Annotated in this window: 16 protein-coding genes and 2 pseudogenes; 8 read left to right on the forward strand and 10 right to left on the reverse strand. The window is 37.9% G+C overall.

What is annotated here, in order from left to right; translation table 11 throughout:
• Positions 1-80 precede the first annotated feature (80 nt).
• The 7 genes and pseudogenes from L1283_RS24655 to rsmI form a co-directional block, all read right to left on the reverse strand.
• Positions 81-505 (reverse strand): annotated as a pseudogene (locus L1283_RS24655) (transposase); the annotation flags it as partial.
• Positions 506-540: 35 nt separating this feature from the next.
• Positions 541-753: pseudogene (locus tag L1283_RS24660) on the reverse strand (IS5/IS1182 family transposase); the annotation flags it as partial.
• Entirely contained in the window at positions 726-1,043 is a 318-nt protein-coding gene (locus tag L1283_RS24665; protein WP_286735892.1) for a hypothetical protein, read from the reverse strand. The pseudogene L1283_RS24660 and the gene L1283_RS24665, both read right to left, overlap by 28 nt.
• A 53-nt stretch (positions 1,044-1,096) precedes the next feature.
• Positions 1,097-1,288, reverse strand: coding sequence for a hypothetical protein (locus L1283_RS24670; protein ID WP_429626545.1), 192 nt, complete (start codon positions 1,286-1,288; stop codon positions 1,097-1,099).
• A 326-nt stretch (positions 1,289-1,614) separates the two neighbouring features.
• Positions 1,615-3,243, reverse strand: coding sequence for an apolipoprotein N-acyltransferase (gene lnt, locus L1283_RS24675; protein ID WP_429626546.1), 1,629 nt, complete (start codon positions 3,241-3,243; stop codon positions 1,615-1,617).
• 23 nt (positions 3,244-3,266) lie between these two features.
• The gene (locus tag L1283_RS24680; RefSeq protein ID WP_145330288.1) at positions 3,267-4,028 is read right to left on the reverse strand and encodes a PH domain-containing protein; all 762 of its coding nucleotides are present in this window, start codon (positions 4,026-4,028) and stop codon (positions 3,267-3,269) included.
• Positions 4,029-4,064: 36 nt separating this feature from the next.
• Complete coding sequence (gene rsmI / locus L1283_RS24685; RefSeq protein ID WP_429626547.1) at positions 4,065-4,730, reverse strand: 16S rRNA (cytidine(1402)-2'-O)-methyltransferase; 666 nt, start codon at positions 4,728-4,730, stop codon at positions 4,065-4,067.
• Between the two features lie 111 nt (positions 4,731-4,841).
• Between rsmI and L1283_RS24690 the strand changes: the two genes are divergently transcribed.
• The 5 genes from L1283_RS24690 to L1283_RS24710 all read left to right on the forward strand — a co-directional run bounded on the left by L1283_RS24690 (position 4,842) and on the right by L1283_RS24710 (position 14,391).
• Positions 4,842-5,915 carry a class I fructose-bisphosphate aldolase gene (locus L1283_RS24690; RefSeq protein ID WP_112373629.1) on the forward strand — a complete coding sequence of 358 codons (1,074 nt, stop codon included), beginning with the start codon at positions 4,842-4,844 and terminating at the stop codon, positions 5,913-5,915.
• Positions 5,916-6,227: 312 nt separating this feature from the next.
• Complete coding sequence (serS, locus tag L1283_RS24695) at positions 6,228-7,499, forward strand: serine--tRNA ligase (protein WP_429626548.1); 1,272 nt, start codon at positions 6,228-6,230, stop codon at positions 7,497-7,499.
• 647 nt (positions 7,500-8,146) lie between these two features.
• Positions 8,147-11,380 carry a SusC/RagA family TonB-linked outer membrane protein gene (locus L1283_RS24700; protein WP_429626549.1) on the forward strand — a complete coding sequence of 1,078 codons (3,234 nt, stop codon included), beginning with the start codon at positions 8,147-8,149 and terminating at the stop codon, positions 11,378-11,380.
• 18 nt (positions 11,381-11,398) lie between these two features.
• Complete coding sequence (locus tag L1283_RS24705) at positions 11,399-12,856, forward strand: SusD/RagB family nutrient-binding outer membrane lipoprotein (RefSeq protein ID WP_429626550.1); 1,458 nt, start codon at positions 11,399-11,401, stop codon at positions 12,854-12,856.
• 731 nt (positions 12,857-13,587) lie between these two features.
• Positions 13,588-14,391 (forward strand): hypothetical protein, encoded by an 804-nt coding sequence (locus tag L1283_RS24710; protein ID WP_429626551.1) that lies wholly within the window; start codon positions 13,588-13,590, stop codon positions 14,389-14,391.
• A gap of 311 nt (positions 14,392-14,702) precedes the next feature.
• On the opposite strand, the gene L1283_RS24715 is transcribed toward L1283_RS24710, so the two are convergent.
• A complete protein-coding gene (locus tag L1283_RS24715) occupies positions 14,703-14,936 on the reverse strand; it encodes a hypothetical protein (protein ID WP_429626552.1) in 234 nt (77 codons plus the stop codon).
• A 79-nt stretch (positions 14,937-15,015) separates the two neighbouring features.
• Positions 15,016-15,144, reverse strand: a complete 129-nt coding sequence (locus L1283_RS24720; protein WP_429626553.1) for a transposase — start codon at positions 15,142-15,144, stop codon at positions 15,016-15,018.
• A gap of 231 nt (positions 15,145-15,375) precedes the next feature.
• Here L1283_RS24720 and L1283_RS24725 point away from each other — a divergent pair, with 231 nt between their 5' ends.
• On the forward strand, positions 15,376-16,368 hold the full coding sequence (locus L1283_RS24725; RefSeq protein ID WP_429626554.1) for an IS110 family transposase: 993 nt from the start codon (positions 15,376-15,378) through the stop codon (positions 16,366-16,368).
• Between the two features lie 269 nt (positions 16,369-16,637).
• Here the strand turns inward: L1283_RS24725 and L1283_RS24730 are convergent, their stop codons facing one another.
• Positions 16,638-16,871, reverse strand: coding sequence for a helix-turn-helix domain-containing protein (locus L1283_RS24730; RefSeq protein ID WP_429626555.1), 234 nt, complete (start codon positions 16,869-16,871; stop codon positions 16,638-16,640).
• 601 nt (positions 16,872-17,472) lie between these two features.
• On the opposite strand from L1283_RS24730, the gene L1283_RS24735 reads away from it, so the two are divergent.
• Together L1283_RS24735 and L1283_RS24740 are read left to right on the forward strand one after the other, a co-directional pair.
• On the forward strand, positions 17,473-17,847 hold the full coding sequence (locus L1283_RS24735) for a hypothetical protein (protein ID WP_429626556.1): 375 nt from the start codon (positions 17,473-17,475) through the stop codon (positions 17,845-17,847).
• A gap of 17 nt (positions 17,848-17,864) precedes the next feature.
• Positions 17,865-19,145: a TlpA family protein disulfide reductase gene (locus L1283_RS24740; protein WP_429626557.1), complete on the forward strand. Its 1,281-nt coding sequence runs from the start codon at positions 17,865-17,867 to the stop codon at positions 19,143-19,145.

Here is a 19,145-nt window from a genome sequence, read left to right on the forward strand (position 1 = left end):
ATGGGTCTTTTTCTTTCATGACCGTGTCGTTTGAATAATTGAATATAAATAATCTTATTGAATTATTCCTTTGACACAGTTTATGTTACAGTCTCAAATTTAATGTAAAGTTGGGATATGGTCAAACCCCAGTTATACATTGGCATCGTCCATTTTTTTTGCGATATCCTTTATGATCAGATACATCAATTTCATTATTGCCTGTTCGGAGTTGAAGGCTCCTTTAGACTTAATGATTTTTCGTATCTGACGGTGCATTTCCTCGATCGGATTTGATGTGTATGTAGTCTTTCGAACCTGTTCCTCGTACTCAAAGAATTTACTTGCTTATTTCCCTCGAAAGACAGCCGATTTTTATATCCCATTTCTTCATTCACGGCTTTATAGACCGGATTTGATATCCTCCATTACAGGCTTTTAATCTTTCTCATTTACATAGTCGCGCTTTAAAAAGCCAGATTTTGCTTCTGATTTGATTTATTATGCAGATATTGTTTCTATTTTTTGAAAGATCATTAAAAAGAAAGTTTTCCAATTATTCATCATCCTTTTGAAGTTGAAAGCAAGGGTAGCTAGTATAATATTTATATTATCGCCAAATATGCCCCTGTAAAAGTTGTGACCCAAGCGATGATCTGCTTTGAGATGTCCAATGACAAGTTCTATGGATGCCTTTTTAGGATGCGCTTTCTTGAATCTTTTTGGGATTTAAATTTTGGTGGTTCCTATGGTTGATTTCCCTCGATACACTCTGTCTCCAGTGGCTGTTTTGGAAGATTACAATTTGCCAGTAAGGAATTATACTTGTTTAATGCGGATTTTAAGGTATGTCCGTCATATTCATTTCGAAAGCCCATTGATCCGACGATCACTCCGCTTATATTATAAATGATCGAAGCCTTATTTCCAAACTTATACTTCTTATGTTCTTTCCCTTCAGAAATACACTGTACTTCAGGCTCGTGCAGTGAATAGATTTTCTCCTTGCTATATCTGCTTTGTTGTAGCACCCGGTTGAAGAGAGCCAGTTCTGAAGCGTACATTCGCTCTGCCGGTTTACGTTCCAATTCCCGAACTAGCCTACCGGCAATGGTCTTTACCTTTTATCTGCTTTAATTGCCTTCTTTTTGTTTCTGGGATGATTGCGGAAGCGCTGGTCAACCCCCAGCTTTTTTAATGTAGGTGTGTAACTTTGGCGCACGACAATACCTTCTCTGTCGGTTATCCGGCTACATTTTTTTGCATCGGTAGGAAAAGTGATGATTTTCTCCTGTAATGTTCTATCCAAATTCACGTGCGGATTATCCGAGTCATTAGGTTGCTCCCCGAAAACTAGACATACATTTAAGGTATGAAATAAATAGATTAAATTAGCAAAATGTGGCTTGCGGAACCCCCACCGCTATTTGCTCTGTGCTGTTCTCGCTTTGCCTGTTTACATCTAATGGCTGATGTGGCATTACAAGGCTTTCCTTTCTTTCACAAACCAATCAAACTGTCAACGATTGTTTTCTTGTATGTGCTGAAACCCTTATATTTACACTAATCACCGAGCAAACTATAAGTGAGCAAAAATTGAGGGGTTCTTTAAAAGGTTAGCCAATGATTTGACTGTTAGGTGTTTGCGGAGGTTAAGAATCTTCCTGCTACGATCAGTATCACAATTCCTCCCAATGCCAGTGCCAAACCTAAGTAGGCCGCAATATCGCCCGTTTTGGTGTAAAAAGTAATTTCTTCATTTAAGTTAATTTCCTGGTTTAGGGCTGCAGGCTGCCACCATTTAGTCTGTTGTACAATATCGCCACGTTGATTGATAAAGCCTGAAATCCCTGTATTTGCCGATCGAGCAACCCAGCGCCTGTTTTCAATCGCACGCAGTTTGGCATACTGTAAATGCTGGTCTTTACCCGAAGTATTGCCCCACCAGCCATCGTTGGTGATAATGGCAATAAACTGAGCGCCTTTTTTGACATATTGGGAAACATAATTGCCCCAAATGGATTCATAACAGATTACGGGTGCGGCACCAATACCGCTTTGGGCATAGAATACCGAAGGTTCAGCCTGTTTTCCGTAGCCACCCGTCGTACCACCGAATGCTTTAAATAGAGGTTTCAGGAAGTTCATCGCTGCTCCAAAAGGCATTTGCTCTACGCCCGGAACGAGTTTGGACTTATGGTAAAACTGAAGTTTGGAGGAATAATCGATCAATGTTGCGGCATTGAAATTATCCTGATATACATTAGGAGCTATTTCACGCGCAGTAGGTGTTTTTGCATAGTTGTACAGCTGATAACTTTCAATACCTGAAAGTACATTGCCATTTTTATATTGATCTAAAAATTTTAAAATGCGCTGGTAAGAATACGTTTCCCTAAAGTTTTCCTCATCAAAATCGCCGTTCTGTGAAAGTGCCGTTTCAGGCCAGATAAAAAACTCTGTATTGGGTTTGGCGACCGAATTTGATAAAGAGAATAAGGTATTTAATTGTTCTTCAGGACTTAAATTGAATTTAATATAAGGGTCAATATTAGGCTGTACGACGACAATCTGTGCCGGATTCTGATGTTCTTCGTAGTTGAAGTAACGTATCAGCGAGTAGGTACTGGGAATTAATAAGACTGCAGCCAAAGAAGCAATCGGGACAATCTTATGTTTGATCGGATAAAGTCCTTTTCGATTGAGGTAGAGTGTAAATACTAAGATATTGACCAGCCAGATCCATATTGTTCCGCCATAAACCCCTGTGATGTCATACCATTGGATCAATTGATGGAAATTGGCGAAACCATTACCCAAAGTCATCCAGGGGAAGGCTAAATCCCAGGATTCGTGTAGAAATTCATAGCTTATCCAGAATCCCATTAATCCGAAAAGGGATAACAGGATGTTCGTTTTACGTCGTAATTGCCCATAAAGCCTGAAAGCTAGCGCCATTAAAGCGGCGCCAAGGCAAAAAGGGATCAGACTGATGATAACAGCTGCAAAAGGCGGCATAACTGCCGAAATGGAGTTGTATACCCAATAAATAGAGGCCGTATTCCAGACAACTGCGGTGAGTCCTGCAGTAAGAAATATGTTGAGGCCTTTCTTTTTGAATGTTTCACTCCGGATAATATTTTCCACTGCAATGAGTAGTGGAACAAACCCAATAAATAACAATGGACTGGAATAGGGGATTGGAGGCCAGCCCAACCACAATAAAAAGGCACTTAAAAGTGCCAGTAGATAGTTATTTTTCACTATATATTTTCTCCCATTTATGATTATAAACTGGATAAAACTTCTCTCTTTTTACTCTCGTATTCCTCTTGGGTAATCAATTGTTTGTCGAAGAGTGTTTTTAATTTTTTGAGCTTTAAGGTAATTTCATCATCTTCCTCTTCTTTGGCGGGAGCGGGAGGGACGATAGGGGCTGCCGAAACCGGAGGAACAGCAGGGGTTGATCCGGTCGGTTGCTGTGCCTGAATTGGCGCCGCTGGAGTTGGCTGGCCAGATACATAGGACTGTGGTGCCGATGGAGCAGGCGCTGTAACTGCTGGCTGAACCGCTGCATTATTTTCTTGTCGCTCGATGATCACTTCCTTTGCAACTGTTGGAGCAATGACTATTTTTTCTTTTTCGGCGGCCAGTTCGGCTTTTTTATAATTTTCAAGTGCAGCTTTAATATATTGATAAAGCTTTCTCGCCTGAACTTTCGGGATATAATCTATGCTCAGATTTTCTCCTGTAAAAGGGATAACAGTCACTTTTGAACCAAATATTTCTTCCTTAAAAGCAATATCCTTGATGTCTTGCCAGCCGAAGATTTCAAAATCAGTGGCCAAGCCCAGTTTGGTAAATTCGCACATAAAAATGCGTTTATTACTAATCGTGATACTATCCGGTAAAATGGTCACAGCAGGTTTCTTTTGAACTGCGATATAATCTATTTTTTCTCCTGGAGTAAGCATATCTTGGACTTTAGTCACCAATTTTTCAATGATTTTTATGTCCTGCCCATCCTGTGCAAATTGTTCCATGTTCATGTCAAATACTTTTTAATACCTAAAGATTGTCAAAATTTATTCCAATCCTGCTACACAAAATACAAATTCTCCTTTAATCGGATTGTTTTCAAAGTGTAATTTTAAATCAGTTAATGTTCCGCGAACATTTTCTTCATAGAGTTTGCTCAATTCCCGTGATATCGAGGCTTGTCTTTCAGCTCCAAAAACTGTGATAAATTCTTCGATGGTTTTGAGAATACGATGCGGTGACTCGTAAAAGATCATTGTTCGTTTTTCTTCTGCTAAAGTTTTTAAGCGTGTTTGTCTTCCTTTTTTTACGGGTAGGAAACCTTCAAAGCAAAAACGGTCGTTGGGAAGACCAGAATTGACAAGCGCTGGCACGAAAGCTGTTGCGCCTGGTAAGCACTGCACTTCAAGCCCTTCTTTGATGGCTTCACGCACCAGCAAAAATCCAGGATCTGAGATCGCCGGCGTCCCTGCGTCTGAAATCAATGCAATGTTTTGCCCTTCTTTCAAGAATTTAATGATTTCAGCTACCGCTTTATGTTCATTGTGCTGATGATGCGCAAATACTTTTTTGTCGATTCCAAAATGCTTCAAAAGCGGAGCGCTGGTCCTTGTATCCTCTGCTAAGATGAGGTCCACTTCTTTCAGGACATTGATCGCACGGAACGTCATGTCCTCCAGATTGCCAATAGGTGTTGGAACTAAATATAACATGGTCAAAGTTAAGTTTTTTTTACTATATAATATGCGCTAAAACATTCTGTGCTTTTTGGAGTTTTATTTTAAAGATAATGGTAAACTCCATCACTTTATTTTAAATAAATTATGCAATACATTGAAAAAATACAGGCACATCTAGGCGCAGAAGCGAGTTATTTGTTAGAATTTGATCAACCCGCAGTTTCCAAAACAATGCTTCATCTTCCACAAGCAGCATTTATTGACCAAGTATATAGTTCGAGTGACCGTAGCCCACAGGTCTTGCGGAGTTTGGGGCAACTTTTTGGAACGGGTCGGTTAGCCAATACCGGGTATCTTTCGATATTGCCCGTAGATCAGGGAATCGAACACAGTGCAGGAGCTTCTTTTGCGCCAAATCCTCAGTATTTTGATCCGGAAAATATTGTCAAGCTAGCTTTGGAAGGAAACTGCAATGCCGTGGCATCTACCTTTGGTGTTTTAGGAGCCGTTGCCCGAAAGTATGCACACAAGATTCCGTTTCTGGTTAAAATCAATCATAATGAACTATTGACCTATCCCAATCGAGCCGACCAAATCTTGTACGGAACAATTCGCGAAGCCTGGAATATGGGGGCAGTTGCGGTAGGGGCGACCATCTATTTTGGATCTGAGGAATCAGACCGTCAGATTATCGAAGTGGCAAAAGCATTTGAAGAAGCACATTCTTTGGGGATGGCGACGGTATTATGGTGTTATCTGCGCAACTCGGCCTTTAAAGTAGGTGATAAAGATTATCATTTAGCAGCGGATCTTACCGGACAGGCCAATCATTTGGGCGTAACGATCAAAGCGGATATTATTAAGCAAAAACTACCCGAATTAAACGGTGGCTTTAAAGCATTGAATATGGGTAAAAGTAGTTATGGAAAGTTGGATGAACGTATGTATACGCAACTTTCTTCCGATCATCCTATTGATTTATGCCGCTATCAAGTGCTTAATTGCTTTGCCGGTCGGGCTGGCTTGATCAATTCTGGCGGAGCTTCGGGACAGAATGATATCCAGGAAGCTGTAAAAACTGCGGTTATCAACAAGCGTGCAGGTGGCACAGGGTTGATATCTGGTCGTAAGGCTTTCCAAAAGCCAATGAATGAAGGTGTCGCATTATTACATGCCATTCAGGATGTGTATTTATGCGATGAGGTAAGCATTGCTTAGCAAATGCGCATCACATGAGTTCATCAGGTTGAATCTCAGCACAGGGCTTTGAATATAGATCGAATTATAGAGCGTATCGATTAGGCGTCTAATGGATACGCTCTTTCTATGAATTATGGGGTGTAAATATCGGTTCCATGGAAGATTGGTCTTCCATGGGCTGATGGATGTTAGCCGGTGCGGTGTAATGAAAATAGAGCGCCGTAAAGTAGTCAAAAAGCCTTTTGGATGGTGGTTTAGGAATAAAATTGCTTGTAAATAAAGGCAAATTTATCTAAGTTTGTTCACTATTTTAAATAACACATTTATATTATGTTGCAATTGAATTATATCCGTGAGAACAGGGATACGGTAATCGAAAGATTGGCTGTCAAGCATTTCAAGGAAATTGGATTGGTCGACGAAATCATCAGTTTAGATGAAGAGCGTCGTAAGATCCAATCGGAATCAGACGCACTTTCGGCAGAGGCTAATGCGGCAGCAAAACAGATTGGAGATCTGATGCGCCAAGGTAAAAAAGAAGAAGCTGAAACCGTTAAATCCAAATCTTCGGGATATAAGGAGCAAGTGAAGCAACTTTTGGATCAATTGGGTACAATTGAAGCAGCATTGAATGAGAAGATCGTACAATTACCTAATTTACCGCATCAATCCGTTCCAGCAGGTGTAAGCGCTGAGGACAACGAAGTTGTTTTGAGCCATGGCGAAATCCCGGCTTTGTCGGAGGATGCATTGCCGCATTGGGAATTGTTGAACAAATATGATATTGTTGATTTAGAACTTGGCGTAAAAGTTGCCGGTGCAGGGTTTCCTATCTATAAAGGTAAAGGCGCTAAATTGCAACGCGCATTGATCAATTTCTTTTTGGATCAGGCAGCAGAAGAAGGTTATGAGGAAGTACAGGTGCCCATTTTGGTCAATGAAGATTCTGCATTTGCTACGGGACAATTACCGGATAAAGAAGGACAGATGTACTATGTGGGTAACGACAATCTGTATTTGATCCCTACAGCTGAAGTTCCGGTCACCAACATTTATAGAGACGAGATTGTGAAAGAAGCACAGTTTCCGATCAAACATTGTGCTTATACACCATGTTTCCGTCGTGAAGCAGGTTCTTATGGTGCACATGTACGTGGATTAAACAGGTTGCACCAATTTGACAAAGTGGAGACGGTACAGCTTGTACATCCTGAAAAGTCTTATGAAGTGCTGGAAGAAATGAGTTTATACGTACAGCGTCTTTTGCAGAAATTAGAGCTTCCTTATCGTGTATTGCGCCTTTGCGGTGGAGATATGAGTTTTACTTCTGCATTGACCTATGACATGGAAGTGTATAGTTCTGCTCAGAAACGTTGGTTAGAGGTATCTTCCGTTTCCAATTTTGAAACTTATCAAGCGAATCGTTTGAAAGTCCGTTTTAAAAATGCTGATGGCAAGATGCAACTGGCACATACCTTGAACGGTTCGGCATTGGCTTTACCACGTATTGTCGCAGCGCTATTGGAGAATAATCAAACGGAAAAAGGAATTAGAATTCCTGCAGTTTTGGTGCCGTACACCAAATTTGAGTATATCGATTAAATATCAATAAATAAGTCGTCTTTAGACTTATTTAATCTCAATATGAAAGACGCTCAGCCTGAGAAGGTAGAGCGTCTTTTTTTGTTATAACTCGATTTTAAAATGTTTAGAATTATTATAAATTACATGCGATTTTAATACAGAAAAATAGGAGATTAACATGTTAACGTTTTCTTATAACATTGTTAATGTTTTGTTAATTATGGCTGATTCCGTATAAAATTCTGTTTGAAAATTGTTTGAAGAATTTTTATTCTAAAATGATTCTTTTGTAACAATTTGTAAAATTGTGAACTTATTATTGCGGTATTTCCTGTTTTCTGGAGATTATGTTAAAAAACTTGTAAAAGCAACTTTGGCTTTCTATATTTGACGCCGCTAATAAAAATCGCACTAACTATTATTTACTGTAAATGCTGAAAAGAGCAAATTTTACAGCTGGATATTTATCTAAGGACTGACCCTGCATCTACCTGGGGCCCGCTTTTCCAAAAATATTTTCAACTGTTACTGAATAAACTGCAATAGCATGTTATGTTTTTGCTGTTTATTGTCTAGGCAATTTATGTTTAGACGGTTATGATAACGGATATAATTTATATCAATATATAGGATTAGAAAAAATAATAAAATTAACTAACTAAAACATGAAACAAACATTACTAAGTTTTCTTGTTGGCGGTATGATTCTGACTTCGGTTGCATTCGCTCAAGAAAAGAAGATTAGTGGTCGTGTTACATCTGCTGACGGTAAAGCAATACCAGGGGTGACAGTAGTTGTACAAGGAACTAATCAGGCAACGCAGACTGATACTGATGGTAATTATTCATTGAATGTGCCTGCAGGCAAAGTTGTGGTATTCCGTTCCGTTGGTTTTGATGATAAAACTATTATTGTTAATAACAACAGTACTGTATTCAATGTCTCTTTAGTAAATCATGACAATGCTTTGGAAGAAGTTGTTGTTACAGCAAATGCAATCAAACGTGAAAAAAGAACGTTGGGTTACTCTGCACCGACATTGAGTAATGAAGAATTACGATCAGGTCAAAACTCGAGTGCTATCAATGCATTAGCTGGTAAGGTGGCTGGTGTGAATATTACATCAACATCTAATTCACCGGGTAGCTCATCCCGTGTAGTATTACGTGGTGGTTCTTCAATTTCAGGAAATAACCAGGCATTAATTGTTGTTGACGGTGTTCCTATTGACAATTCCAGCGTGATTGGTGGTGGCTCATCGTTATCTAGCGTTGATTTTGGTAACCGCGGTAACGATATCAACCCCGACGATATCGCTTCGATGACCGTATTGAAAGGCCCTGCTGCTGCTGCATTGTATGGATCACGGGCATCTAATGGAGCCTTGATCATTACAACAAAGACAGGTAAAAAAGGCGGTGGTAAAACAGATATTACCTTTAATACAACAAATACTTTTTCTTCCATTTTGAAATTGCCTGAGTTTCAAAATGAATATGGTCAAGGTTATCCTGACTATGACGATGATGGAAATCTAGTTTTTGTCAATGATCCAAAGGAAAATTGGTCATGGGGAGCACCTTTTACAGGAAAAACACAAGAATGGGGTCAAGCTATAAATGGTGTAAGACAGACAAAACCATACTCGGCCGTAAAAAACAATGTAAAAGATTTCTTTAATACTGGATTTGCGACAGATAATAATTTAGGTTTCTCTGGTGGTAGTGAAAAGTCTTCCTTCTATTTAGGTCTGAATTCCCTGAACTCAAACGGAGTTTATCCTGGGAGCAAAGATAACTACAATAAATATGGTGTTCGATTCAATGGTCAAACTGAATTCTCTAATAAATTTTATGCAGGAATTTCAGCTAACTATAGTCAGATTAACTCGAACAACGTAGGTGGAGGACAAGGAAATTCGTCTGTATACAATAACTTGTTACAAACTCCCCGTGATATTCCTGTCGCTGATCTGAAAGATTTAAATAATCCATATAATGGGTATGGTTATGTAGACGCAAATGGTCTAAACCATAGTAATGAGTATGGTTATTATGGGGCATATTCAAAGAATCCATATTGGACATTGGCAAATTATAACAACTACAATAATGTAAATCGCATTATGGGTAATTTTAACGTGGGTTATAAGCCATTTGAGTGGTTGGATTTCAAAGAACGTGTAGGGGTAGATCATTATACAGACCGCAGACGTTCAGAATCTCCAAAATATAGTTTTACACCAATCGATAAGACGTCTGGGAATTATTCGAGCGCTAATGATCTTATTAACAATGGAGAGTATCGTATCGATCAATATAATGTAACAGAGGTTATTCATGATTTCATGGTGACTGCTACGCATGAATTTAATCAAGATTTTAAAGGATCATTAATGTTGGGTAACAACATTCGTCAACGTAATGTTTCTAATCTAAGTACAGCAACCAACGAAAGCGGAGGTTTGGTACAACCTGGCTATTACAACTTAGCTAACTCCAATGGTCCATTGAACTTGATCGAAGATTCATGGTCAAAACGTCGTTTGGTTGGTGTTTATGCAGACTTGAACTTGTCATATAAAAACTTCTTGTACTTACAAGCTACAGCACGTAATGACTGGTCATCTACCTTGCCTAAGAAAAACAATTCATTCTTTTATCCAAGTGTAAGTGGATCATTTGTGTTTTCTGAGTTGTTGAGCCCAGAAGTTAAGAACATTCTCTCTTATGGTAAATTGCGTGCCAATTACGCAAAAGTGGGTTCGGATACTGACCCATATCAATTGTTGACAACATTCTCTAGGGGTGAAATCAATGGTGGATTCGGAACGACAACCTTCCCATTTGGTAATGTTTCCGCATTCATGTCGGGATCCACTTTAGGAAATGCAGAGTTGAAACCAGAAATTACCACATCAGCTGAAGTAGGTGCTGAATTAGGTTTCTTTAGAAATCGATTGACTGTTGATTTTAGCTATTACAACAATAACTCAAAAAATCAAATCTTAGCAATTCCTATTGCGAATTCTACAGGTTACGGATTCAATGTTGTTAATGCCGGTAAAATTAAAAACTCAGGTATAGAACTCGCATTGCGTGGAACGCCAGTGAAAACTGAAAACTTTAGCTGGGAATTGATGGGTACTTTCACTAAAAACAACAATAAAGTTGTTGAATTGATGGATGGAATTGATCAAGTTTCTCTAGGTGGTTTTTCGGGTATGTCTATCGTTGCGGCAAAGGGCCGCCCTTACGGAGAATTTTATGCAGTAACCAATGCAACTGATGCTGAAGGTAGAACGATTGTAAACCAAAAAACAGGTTTACCTGTACCGACTTCGGAAGCACAATACTTAGGAAGTTACAATCCTAAATTCCAAGCATCGTTAGGAACGACTGTCAACTACAAAAGCTGGTCATTGACCGCGCTGTTTGATATGAAACACGGCGGTGTATTCTATTCACGTACTAAAGATATTATGGCATTCACAGGTACATCTGCTGAAACAGGAGGTGAACGTTTTGGTCAAATCTTCCCTAACTCTGTTTATTTGGATGCTAATGGTAATTCTGTTGTAAATACAACAGCTACTTATGCCAAAGTGGATTACTATCCATATTTGGAACAAGGCATGAATGTGGTAGATGCTTCTTACGTGAAGTTACGCAATTTAGCTATCTCTTACAAATTCAAAAAAGATATGCTAAAAAATACGCCTTTTGGTGATGTAACTGTCGGTGTATTCGGTAATAATCTGTTTATCTGGACTCCAAGCGAAAATAAATATGCAGATCCAGAAGTAAACTCCGCTGGTGCTGGAAATGCACAAGGTTTTGACTATACCGCTCAACCGTCTTTACGTAACTATGGTTTTAATGTGAAGGTATCCTTCTAAACTATAAAGAATATTAAAATGAACAAGAATATAAAAAAGTTTGTTTTTGCTGCATTGGTTGGATCCGTAGCATTTACAAGTTGTAATAAATATTTGGATGTTAACGACAATCCAAATAATCCAGAAAAAGTTGAACCAAACCTGTTACTGCCTACAGTTGAAGCTTCTTTAAGTCAGATTGTTGGTAATCAACTTCAAGTGTATGGTGGTTTATGGGCGCAATATTGGACACAGGCTCCTTCATCATCACAGTATCAAACTATTGATCAGTATAATCTTAAAAATACGGCTTCGGATCGTATTTGGTCAACAATCTATAGAAGTGCTTTAAATAATGCTGAAATAATCATCAATTCAGAGAGAGGTGCCAACAACTATACAATTGGTATGGCGTATTTGTTGAAAGCATATACATTGCAAATAGCAACTGATGCTTTTGGAGATATTCCGTTGGATGAAGCTTTGCAAGGAGCGACTAACTTAAATCCAAAATATCAAACACAGAAAGAAGTATACAACAGTATTTTCGAGAGTATTGATAAAGGCGTGGAGTTGTTGAAAGGCGATCTCGGTACTACACCAGGTGAACAAGATATGCTGTTTGGTGGTGATAAGGCTTCTTGGATTGCATTCGCGAATACCTTGAAATTGAAGGCTTATTTACGTATTTCAAATGTGGATGCAGCGACTGCGCAGGCAGGTATCAAAGCATTGTATGCTGCAAATCCAACATTCTTAAATAAAGACGTTTCCATCACTTTTACGACAACAGGGGGTAACCAGAATCCGTTCTATACAGAAATGGTAGGTTTAGATTATGTTCAGAACGTGGTTGCAAGCGGAACTGCTGTTAAAGCATTTGAAGCAAATAAGGATAAAAGATCATTTGCATTGTACAACAGATTGTTCAAAGCTGACAACGTTACCTTACAGGATACAGTAGCGTACCTAATACAAGGCGACTTTAGAGGACAAAATACGAAGAAAGTTTCTGCTCCTTCTCCAGCGACTGGTGCAAATGCGAAAAATACAGCTTCTGCAATCGCTCCTGTAAAATTGTTCTCTATTGCCGAAAGCAAATTCTTGCAAGCTGAAGCTGCTTTGAAAGGATGGGGAACAGGAACAGTTACAACGTTGTACAATGAAGGTGTTACAGCTTCATTTGACTATTTAGGTGCAGAAGGATTAGCTGATTATTTAACTGCTGCTGGTAAATTTCCAACTGATGCTTCAAAACAATTAGAAGCAATCATTACGCAGAAATACTATGCAATGAATGGTTTTCAAAATTTTGAAGCATGGACCGAATATAGAAGAACAGGTTATCCTACATTCTTGATTCAATCAAAAGCATCAATCTTGGCTAATGGTGAAATGCCACAACGTTTGTTATATCCAAATACTGAGTTGACAACTAACTTAAACTATCCAGGTACAAAAGCAATTACAGTACCGGTTTGGTGGGACGTTAAGTAATCTTCTTCTAGATTATATGCTTATGGGAGCGGCAATTTCGAAAGAAATTGCCGCTTTTTTATATATTGTAAACAACTTCAATTAGATAAATTTAAGAAGTCAGTTATTATACAAGATGGGACTGTTTTTTAGAGAGTCCAATATTGACTAAATATTTTGAAATAACAATATTTTTAACGTAAATCGTAAATATATAGTTTGATTACTACACTTTTGTGTATTTAATTTGATAATATATATATGTTAAAATTAGTTACTTTTACTGTATGAATAATAAACCTTAAATTATGATTAAAAATATTTTTCTAATATCACATCTGTCCAAAAATTTATTTAGGACAGATGTGGTATTAAACCTTTAAAAATAATAGAATATTAAACTTTCAACTCATTCAATAAAAAATCTGAATTGGCCATTCATTATTATTTGTTTGATTAATATTTTGAAATATAAGGTAGTGGTTAAAAAATGCGCTTCCGTACTAAACGATGAAAAAAAAGTACCAGAGGTGCAGTAACACTGAATGGCTGTTTTTATGCAGATTGCCAACTGAAAAGTGCATGAGAGCCTTGTGTGGGAGCTACAGTTTTTCCAAAGAAAGTGGATAGTTGTGGATCGTGACTACGTGGATTACAAATTAATTCAAATATTAAACTAAGGGATTCCGAAATAAGCAATAATATAATTACAATATAGATTTATGTATTAATAATTTTTAAGCAATTTTAACATGAGACGTTTTTTAATTTTATTTTCCTCCTTTTTTCTACTTTATGGTTGTAAAAATGACAAATCAATTAATCAGGAAGATCGATCAAATGAAAAAAAGGCCTACCTACCTGGAATGCAGGCTGGAACTTTGGCGGGAGCATATGTATATTATAAAGATAACTATTATTGGACCCCTTTTGCAGGAGGTTTGAAATTTAATCGATTTACTTATCCTACAGATAAATTTAGTTTTCAGAATTATTCGCGCTTTACCCCAGATTTCGATGCTCCCACTAGCGAGAATAATCTACTATCTTTTAATTTAGTTGACAATAGATTTACCATTGTATTAGGAACTGCAATAGGTGGCTTAGTTTATAAAATGAGGACAAAACAATATCTCGATACAATAGCAAAGGGATATATGCCTGCTGTAAATGAGTACTTAGTGAGAGCTACTACAGGAGATGCAGATGGATTAATAGTACATACAGGACAGTTTGTGATTGATCACGCTGCTCCGCTCGGGGTATCGATTATTGATTTAAAAACACCCTTACCGGGAACAGAAATTGCTAAAAAGCCAACTCCCGTTGCAGGCTACCTAAATAAAGGAGGAATAAACTATTATCTTGCGATATACGAATATTCAGATAAAATATTCTCAATATATGGTGTTAATATACCAAAAGATGCTCCTAAATCTCCTGCGGCGTTTAATGCTACCTATTCAAAAATTTCAATTGATAAAGTTCAAATTATAGGAACAATGACTTTAAATGATGGAACGGTATATAATTTAAATGACATTCTTGATTTCTAATTGGGTTAACTTTTATTACCTTATTATACAGGAGTATTGTTTCTTGTATATAATATTACTCCTGTATTTTATTTAAGCTTCATTAATTCGGCAATCCTGTTATTGAAGAGTATTGCCAAATAATTCGTCAGATATCTACGCTTTCTACTCATGCTTCTTATGATGAATGGATTTTTTTCTATCATACAGCTGAACTAATGAGAGGCATACTGTATGCCACGGTCAGAATGGATATTAGCTTCTGGGTAGTTGGCCTTGCTTTTTGTGCCATGTTAAAAGCAGGAATCATCTTATCTACCGCATTCATAGTCTCACTTAAAACCATTCCTATTACTTTTCGATCTCCTAGATCGATTACAGTTGTCAGATACAACCATCCCCTGCTGCATTTTGATATAGGTGATGTCTGATACCCATAGTGCACCAAGTGTTCCCGGTTTAAAATCACGGTCCAATATATTCTGCGGTACCGAAAATTTATGTGTAAAATCTGTGGTCATCTTAAATTTTTTCTTGACAATACTTCTTAACCTTGCCTTTCTCATCAGTTTGGCTACCCTCACTCAGGATAACTTTTCCATTCTCAGGGAAACTACACCCTTGTTTTACAAAATGTTCCTTTCGCTACCTATACAATAATGCCGGGATAACGTTTAATTTCCTAGCCAGTGCGCTAAGGTCACTACGCGTGTTGCTCAGTTCAACAATCATCAGTTTGAACTCTTTGGTATAAACTTTTCTTTCTCTTGACATAAGTCTGTTAAGTTATAATAATTCTCTTAATTTAATGTCCAATCAAATGTCGTACGTTTATATAATAACACTACGCGTGGATTAAGGCTGATCAAATGTTGGTAGAAAAACCGTTTGCTACGTTTCGCCCCCATGCGTTTTTACATCCTAAAACTGAATAGTTCGTTAGGCATTAAGCCTGTGTTTGCGACGATAGTTGTTGAGATGTTCATTTTATTTAAAACTATAGTTATGAAGTTTATTGGTATTGACATTGCAAAAGAAACGTTTGTAGCTGCCTACCCACAAGAATCCGGCAGCTACCAAACGAGAACTTATTCAAATGATGCAAAAGGAGTCAAAAAATTCATTGACTCTATTGTGAACAGAGATTATCACTGCATTTTAGAAGCTACAGGCAACTATGGTACGCTGTTACTCTACATGTTAGCTGATCAGAAGATTCGAGTGAGTTTGATTAATCCTAAACAGATTAAGCATTTTGGCAAAATGATGTTGACAGTAATCAAAACCGATCACGTAGATGCAAAATTGATAGCCATTTACGGTGAGAAAATGCAACCTCCTCTTTTTAAGATGCCAACTGGAACCATTATTCTTTTAAAACAAAAAAAGGTAATAGTAAGACAGTTAAAAAAGCAGCTTATATCATTAAATAATTTGAAAGAATCGTTTCTTGTATTACCGCAAGTGGATAAAAGCTGTTTGAAGACGTTAAATGCCACGGCAAAATTCCTAGAAAAACAGATTACATCGATTGAAAGTGACATGGGCCAAATTACTAAAGAAGTGTTCAGTAAACAAATCAGGGCATTGACATCAATAAAAGGAATTGGTATAACCTTAGCAACCTCATTAATTGTATCAACAGGTGCCTTTGAACAATTTGAGAATGCAAAACAACTATCGAGATATATTGGGATATGCCCAACTCATCAGCAATCAGGTTCTTCGCTAAACGTAAAGGGCACCATCAACAAGAATGGAAACTCAGATCTCCGCGCTATTTTATATGTCGCGTCCTGGTCAGCCATTAAACATAATATGGGATGCAAAGAGATGTATGAGCGTCTAAAAGCGAAGGGTAAGCCATCTAAAGTTGCATTGATTGCCGTAGCCAACAAACTGATCAGTCAAGCCTTCGCAATCTGTAAGGCTAACACTACATATGTTGACGGATATATATCAGAGGCTGGTGTTTCGGCACAAAGAAATGTGCTGTAGTCTGCGAATATTACTCTTTTCTAAGTAGGAGCTTATACAACAGCAAAAAAAAGTAAATTAAATTTGTTTTTCGACATAGTTCGTAGCAACTTCAGTATTCGGATTTATAGACCATCCGTAATTTTTTTGATCTATTCCTATATTTCTTTTTTTACCCTAAATTCGTTGAGAAATTTAGTTCGCAATAACCTGTTTTTAGTATATACGGAACCAATGGCATATCGTCCAAAAGAAAAGATTATAGTCATTGTATTTGAAAATAATAGATGTTATTTGTCGTGAGTGAAATCAAGAAGATCATTCGCTGTTGTTCCTAATGCATCTGCAATCTGAATTAAAATAAAAGCTGTAGGATTTGCACCTTGACGTTCATAACGATTGATAAATTGTTTATCCTTATTAATCATTGATGCCAATTCTCCTTGCTCTATTTTCTTCTCTGTTCTAATTTGTTCGATACGGCGGCCAAGTTTGATACGAAAAGCCTTTTGATTTTGATCCATCTTGTTAAAATCGTTATATTGAAAAAAAAATGGTCAACAAATTTGTTTACTAAAGATTTGTTTTTTATATTTGCCTTATGAACAAGCTATGATATAAATTTTTAAAGATATAGATATTTATAAGTCTTGCACTCCATTCTCAGGCCCAGTGGCAAGGCAGCAGAAATATCTCACGCTTTCAATGAAAAATGCTATTTTTGCATTAATTCATTGAAGTGTGGGGCTGCTGTTTACCCGTTGCGACTTTAGGCCTGAGAATCTTTTGGAGTACGGGGTGCAGCCCCCTCTTTTTAGAACTGCTTCTCTGCAAGACTCGTTACCAATAAAACGAGTTATGAACAAAAAACAACAATCAAAGAACATCATCACTGCCCCCGAGTAGCTCGGCTGGTTTGGCCAAATAAGATTTGGCTTCTCTTGCTATGGAGCGCGTAACGCCAATATTATACACCTTGTGACCCCTCATTCCAACGCGTTCTAGCTCTCTGAATGAATTAATTATTACAAATGTGAACTGAGTAACATCAGTCTCCCAACAAAAAGCTGATTTCGATCGGAGTGGGGGTGCTGTGTACTTTCGGTTACAAAGATTTACTGAAAAATGAACAGGATTTTAGCACTACAACTTGCTTTTGACTTGATAATTTTCGATGTCCATAAGGACGACTATGAGCCTATTAAGGATACTGAAGCATTCTGGAATGAATATGAGCTAGAAACAGTATCTGCAAATATATTGCAATTGTTGAGTAGTTATATCGATTGCGGCGCAGGAAAAAATAAGAGCCTAAAAGACGAGGAAATGCAGGAATTTGCTACAGCATTGTATCGCGTATTGATGGCATACTGTGTCGCTAATTATCGCCATATAGATCTCAGTAACATGCAGCTGTCAGCAGAAGCTAAAGAGCGCATCGGAAAAGAGATGGAATTGAGCAGAAAGGTCGCTGAGTTTTTCGGTAGGTTATCGGAATAACCACTAACTAAAAAATTATGAATACCCTAAAATTACTAGCCTTTGTAAGGCTATATATAGCCTATATATTTCAAGTACGTGTGAAGCAGTACCTAAGCACAAAGCGTGTGCAGATCAAGCGGATGTTAAGGCTGTTTTTTTCGGACTGTTACCTGACCAACTTCGCCCCGGCTTCTGCCTTTCATGCAGTCTGTCTTGAGTTTTCATCGGGATCTCATCGGGTTGCACCGATCAAAACCCGATGCCGACCCGATGCCGACCCGATGAAATGTAAAAATTCTGCAGGAATTGCTCAAAAGATGGTCGACTATAGCTTGGCACAAGAAACACACAAGCTTGACTATAGCGCGACCCTAGGTTCACCCTTGCTAAGCCCTTGTTATACACAAGGACAACTAAACGATTGCACAAGCCCCACACAACAAAAGCAACCTTTTCAGCAGGTGGGAGATGCTGAGTTGAATGATGGAGTGCAAGTGGAACGATCTGTTTTAAGGTTCTTTAAGTCGATCTGTAAGGCTTTTGTGTTTCAAGTTAACTATTTGCCCGTCTCAATAGGTTTAGTTGTTCAGCGGGCTTTAAAATGCTTTTTATTCGTTGCATATTATAAGCGTGCGTATCGCATGGTTTTGTCTTGCGTATGCTTAAGGATAGTTTTTCAATCATCTAATTTTTCTTTTAAGGTATTGAAGAGCATCAGAGCTCTTATGGTATTAGCTCTTATGGTTTCTATGTTTAGTTTATCAGCTCAGACGCCCCGCAAGAACAGCGGGGCTGATGGGCTGGATAAAATAAAAGGGCTCCAGGTTGGTGATAGGTTACCGGAAAAATTTTGGTCTACTTCGTATCTCGGACTTAAAGATGGTAATACTGCTGAATTTAACTTTCATCAATCAAAAGGGAAATTTATCCTACTTGATTTTTGGGCGACCTGGTGTACAGTCTGTGTTAAGGGATTCCCAAAAATTGACAGCTTGCATCGAGCCTTGAAAGACAATATAGCCATTGTCCTAGTTAATCAAAAAGGCAATAGGGATACCAAAGAAAGTATTGCATCTTTCTTTGAACGCTATCATAATCGTTTTCCCTACGCAATGGATATGCCTCAGATTTATCAAGACACTATTTTGAATCAATATTTTCAACATCGAAGCATTCCCCATTATGTCCTTATTTCTCCAAAGGGCAGGGTCTTGTCTTTAGGTTCTATTCGCGAATTTAACGCGATGATAGAAATATTGGATCTCTCTTTTTATAAAAACAGCGAAAAAGCATTAAAAGAAAGGAGTGGAAAATGA

This window comes from Sphingobacterium sp. HSC-15S19 (assembly GCF_050433745.1).
Classification (GTDB): domain Bacteria; phylum Bacteroidota; class Bacteroidia; order Sphingobacteriales; family Sphingobacteriaceae; genus Sphingobacterium; species Sphingobacterium siyangense.

Excerpts from the sequence above, each read along its gene's own strand:
- L1283_RS24665 (WP_286735892.1), bottom strand. The coding sequence starts at position 1,043 with ATGTACGCTTCAGAACTGGCTCTCTTCAACCGGGTGCTACAACAAAGC.
- L1283_RS24680 (WP_145330288.1), bottom strand. The coding sequence starts at position 4,028 with ATGAACATGGAACAATTTGCACAGGATGGGCAGGACATAAAAATCATT.
- rsmI (WP_429626547.1), bottom strand. The coding sequence starts at position 4,730 with ATGTTATATTTAGTTCCAACACCTATTGGCAATCTGGAGGACATGACG.
- L1283_RS24690 (WP_112373629.1), top strand. The coding sequence starts at position 4,842 with ATGCAATACATTGAAAAAATACAGGCACATCTAGGCGCAGAAGCGAGT.
- serS (WP_429626548.1), top strand. The coding sequence starts at position 6,228 with ATGTTGCAATTGAATTATATCCGTGAGAACAGGGATACGGTAATCGAA.
- L1283_RS24700 (WP_429626549.1), top strand. The coding sequence starts at position 8,147 with ATGAAACAAACATTACTAAGTTTTCTTGTTGGCGGTATGATTCTGACT.
- L1283_RS24705 (WP_429626550.1), top strand. The coding sequence starts at position 11,399 with ATGAACAAGAATATAAAAAAGTTTGTTTTTGCTGCATTGGTTGGATCC.
- L1283_RS24710 (WP_429626551.1), top strand. The coding sequence starts at position 13,588 with ATGAGACGTTTTTTAATTTTATTTTCCTCCTTTTTTCTACTTTATGGT.
- L1283_RS24715 (WP_429626552.1), bottom strand. The coding sequence starts at position 14,936 with ATGAGAAAGGCAAGGTTAAGAAGTATTGTCAAGAAAAAATTTAAGATG.
- L1283_RS24720 (WP_429626553.1), bottom strand. The coding sequence starts at position 15,144 with ATGTCAAGAGAAAGAAAAGTTTATACCAAAGAGTTCAAACTGATGATT.
- L1283_RS24725 (WP_429626554.1), top strand. The coding sequence starts at position 15,376 with ATGAAGTTTATTGGTATTGACATTGCAAAAGAAACGTTTGTAGCTGCC.
- L1283_RS24730 (WP_429626555.1), bottom strand. The coding sequence starts at position 16,871 with ATGGATCAAAATCAAAAGGCTTTTCGTATCAAACTTGGCCGCCGTATC.
- L1283_RS24735 (WP_429626556.1), top strand. The coding sequence starts at position 17,473 with ATGAACAGGATTTTAGCACTACAACTTGCTTTTGACTTGATAATTTTC.
- L1283_RS24740 (WP_429626557.1), top strand. The coding sequence starts at position 17,865 with ATGAATACCCTAAAATTACTAGCCTTTGTAAGGCTATATATAGCCTAT.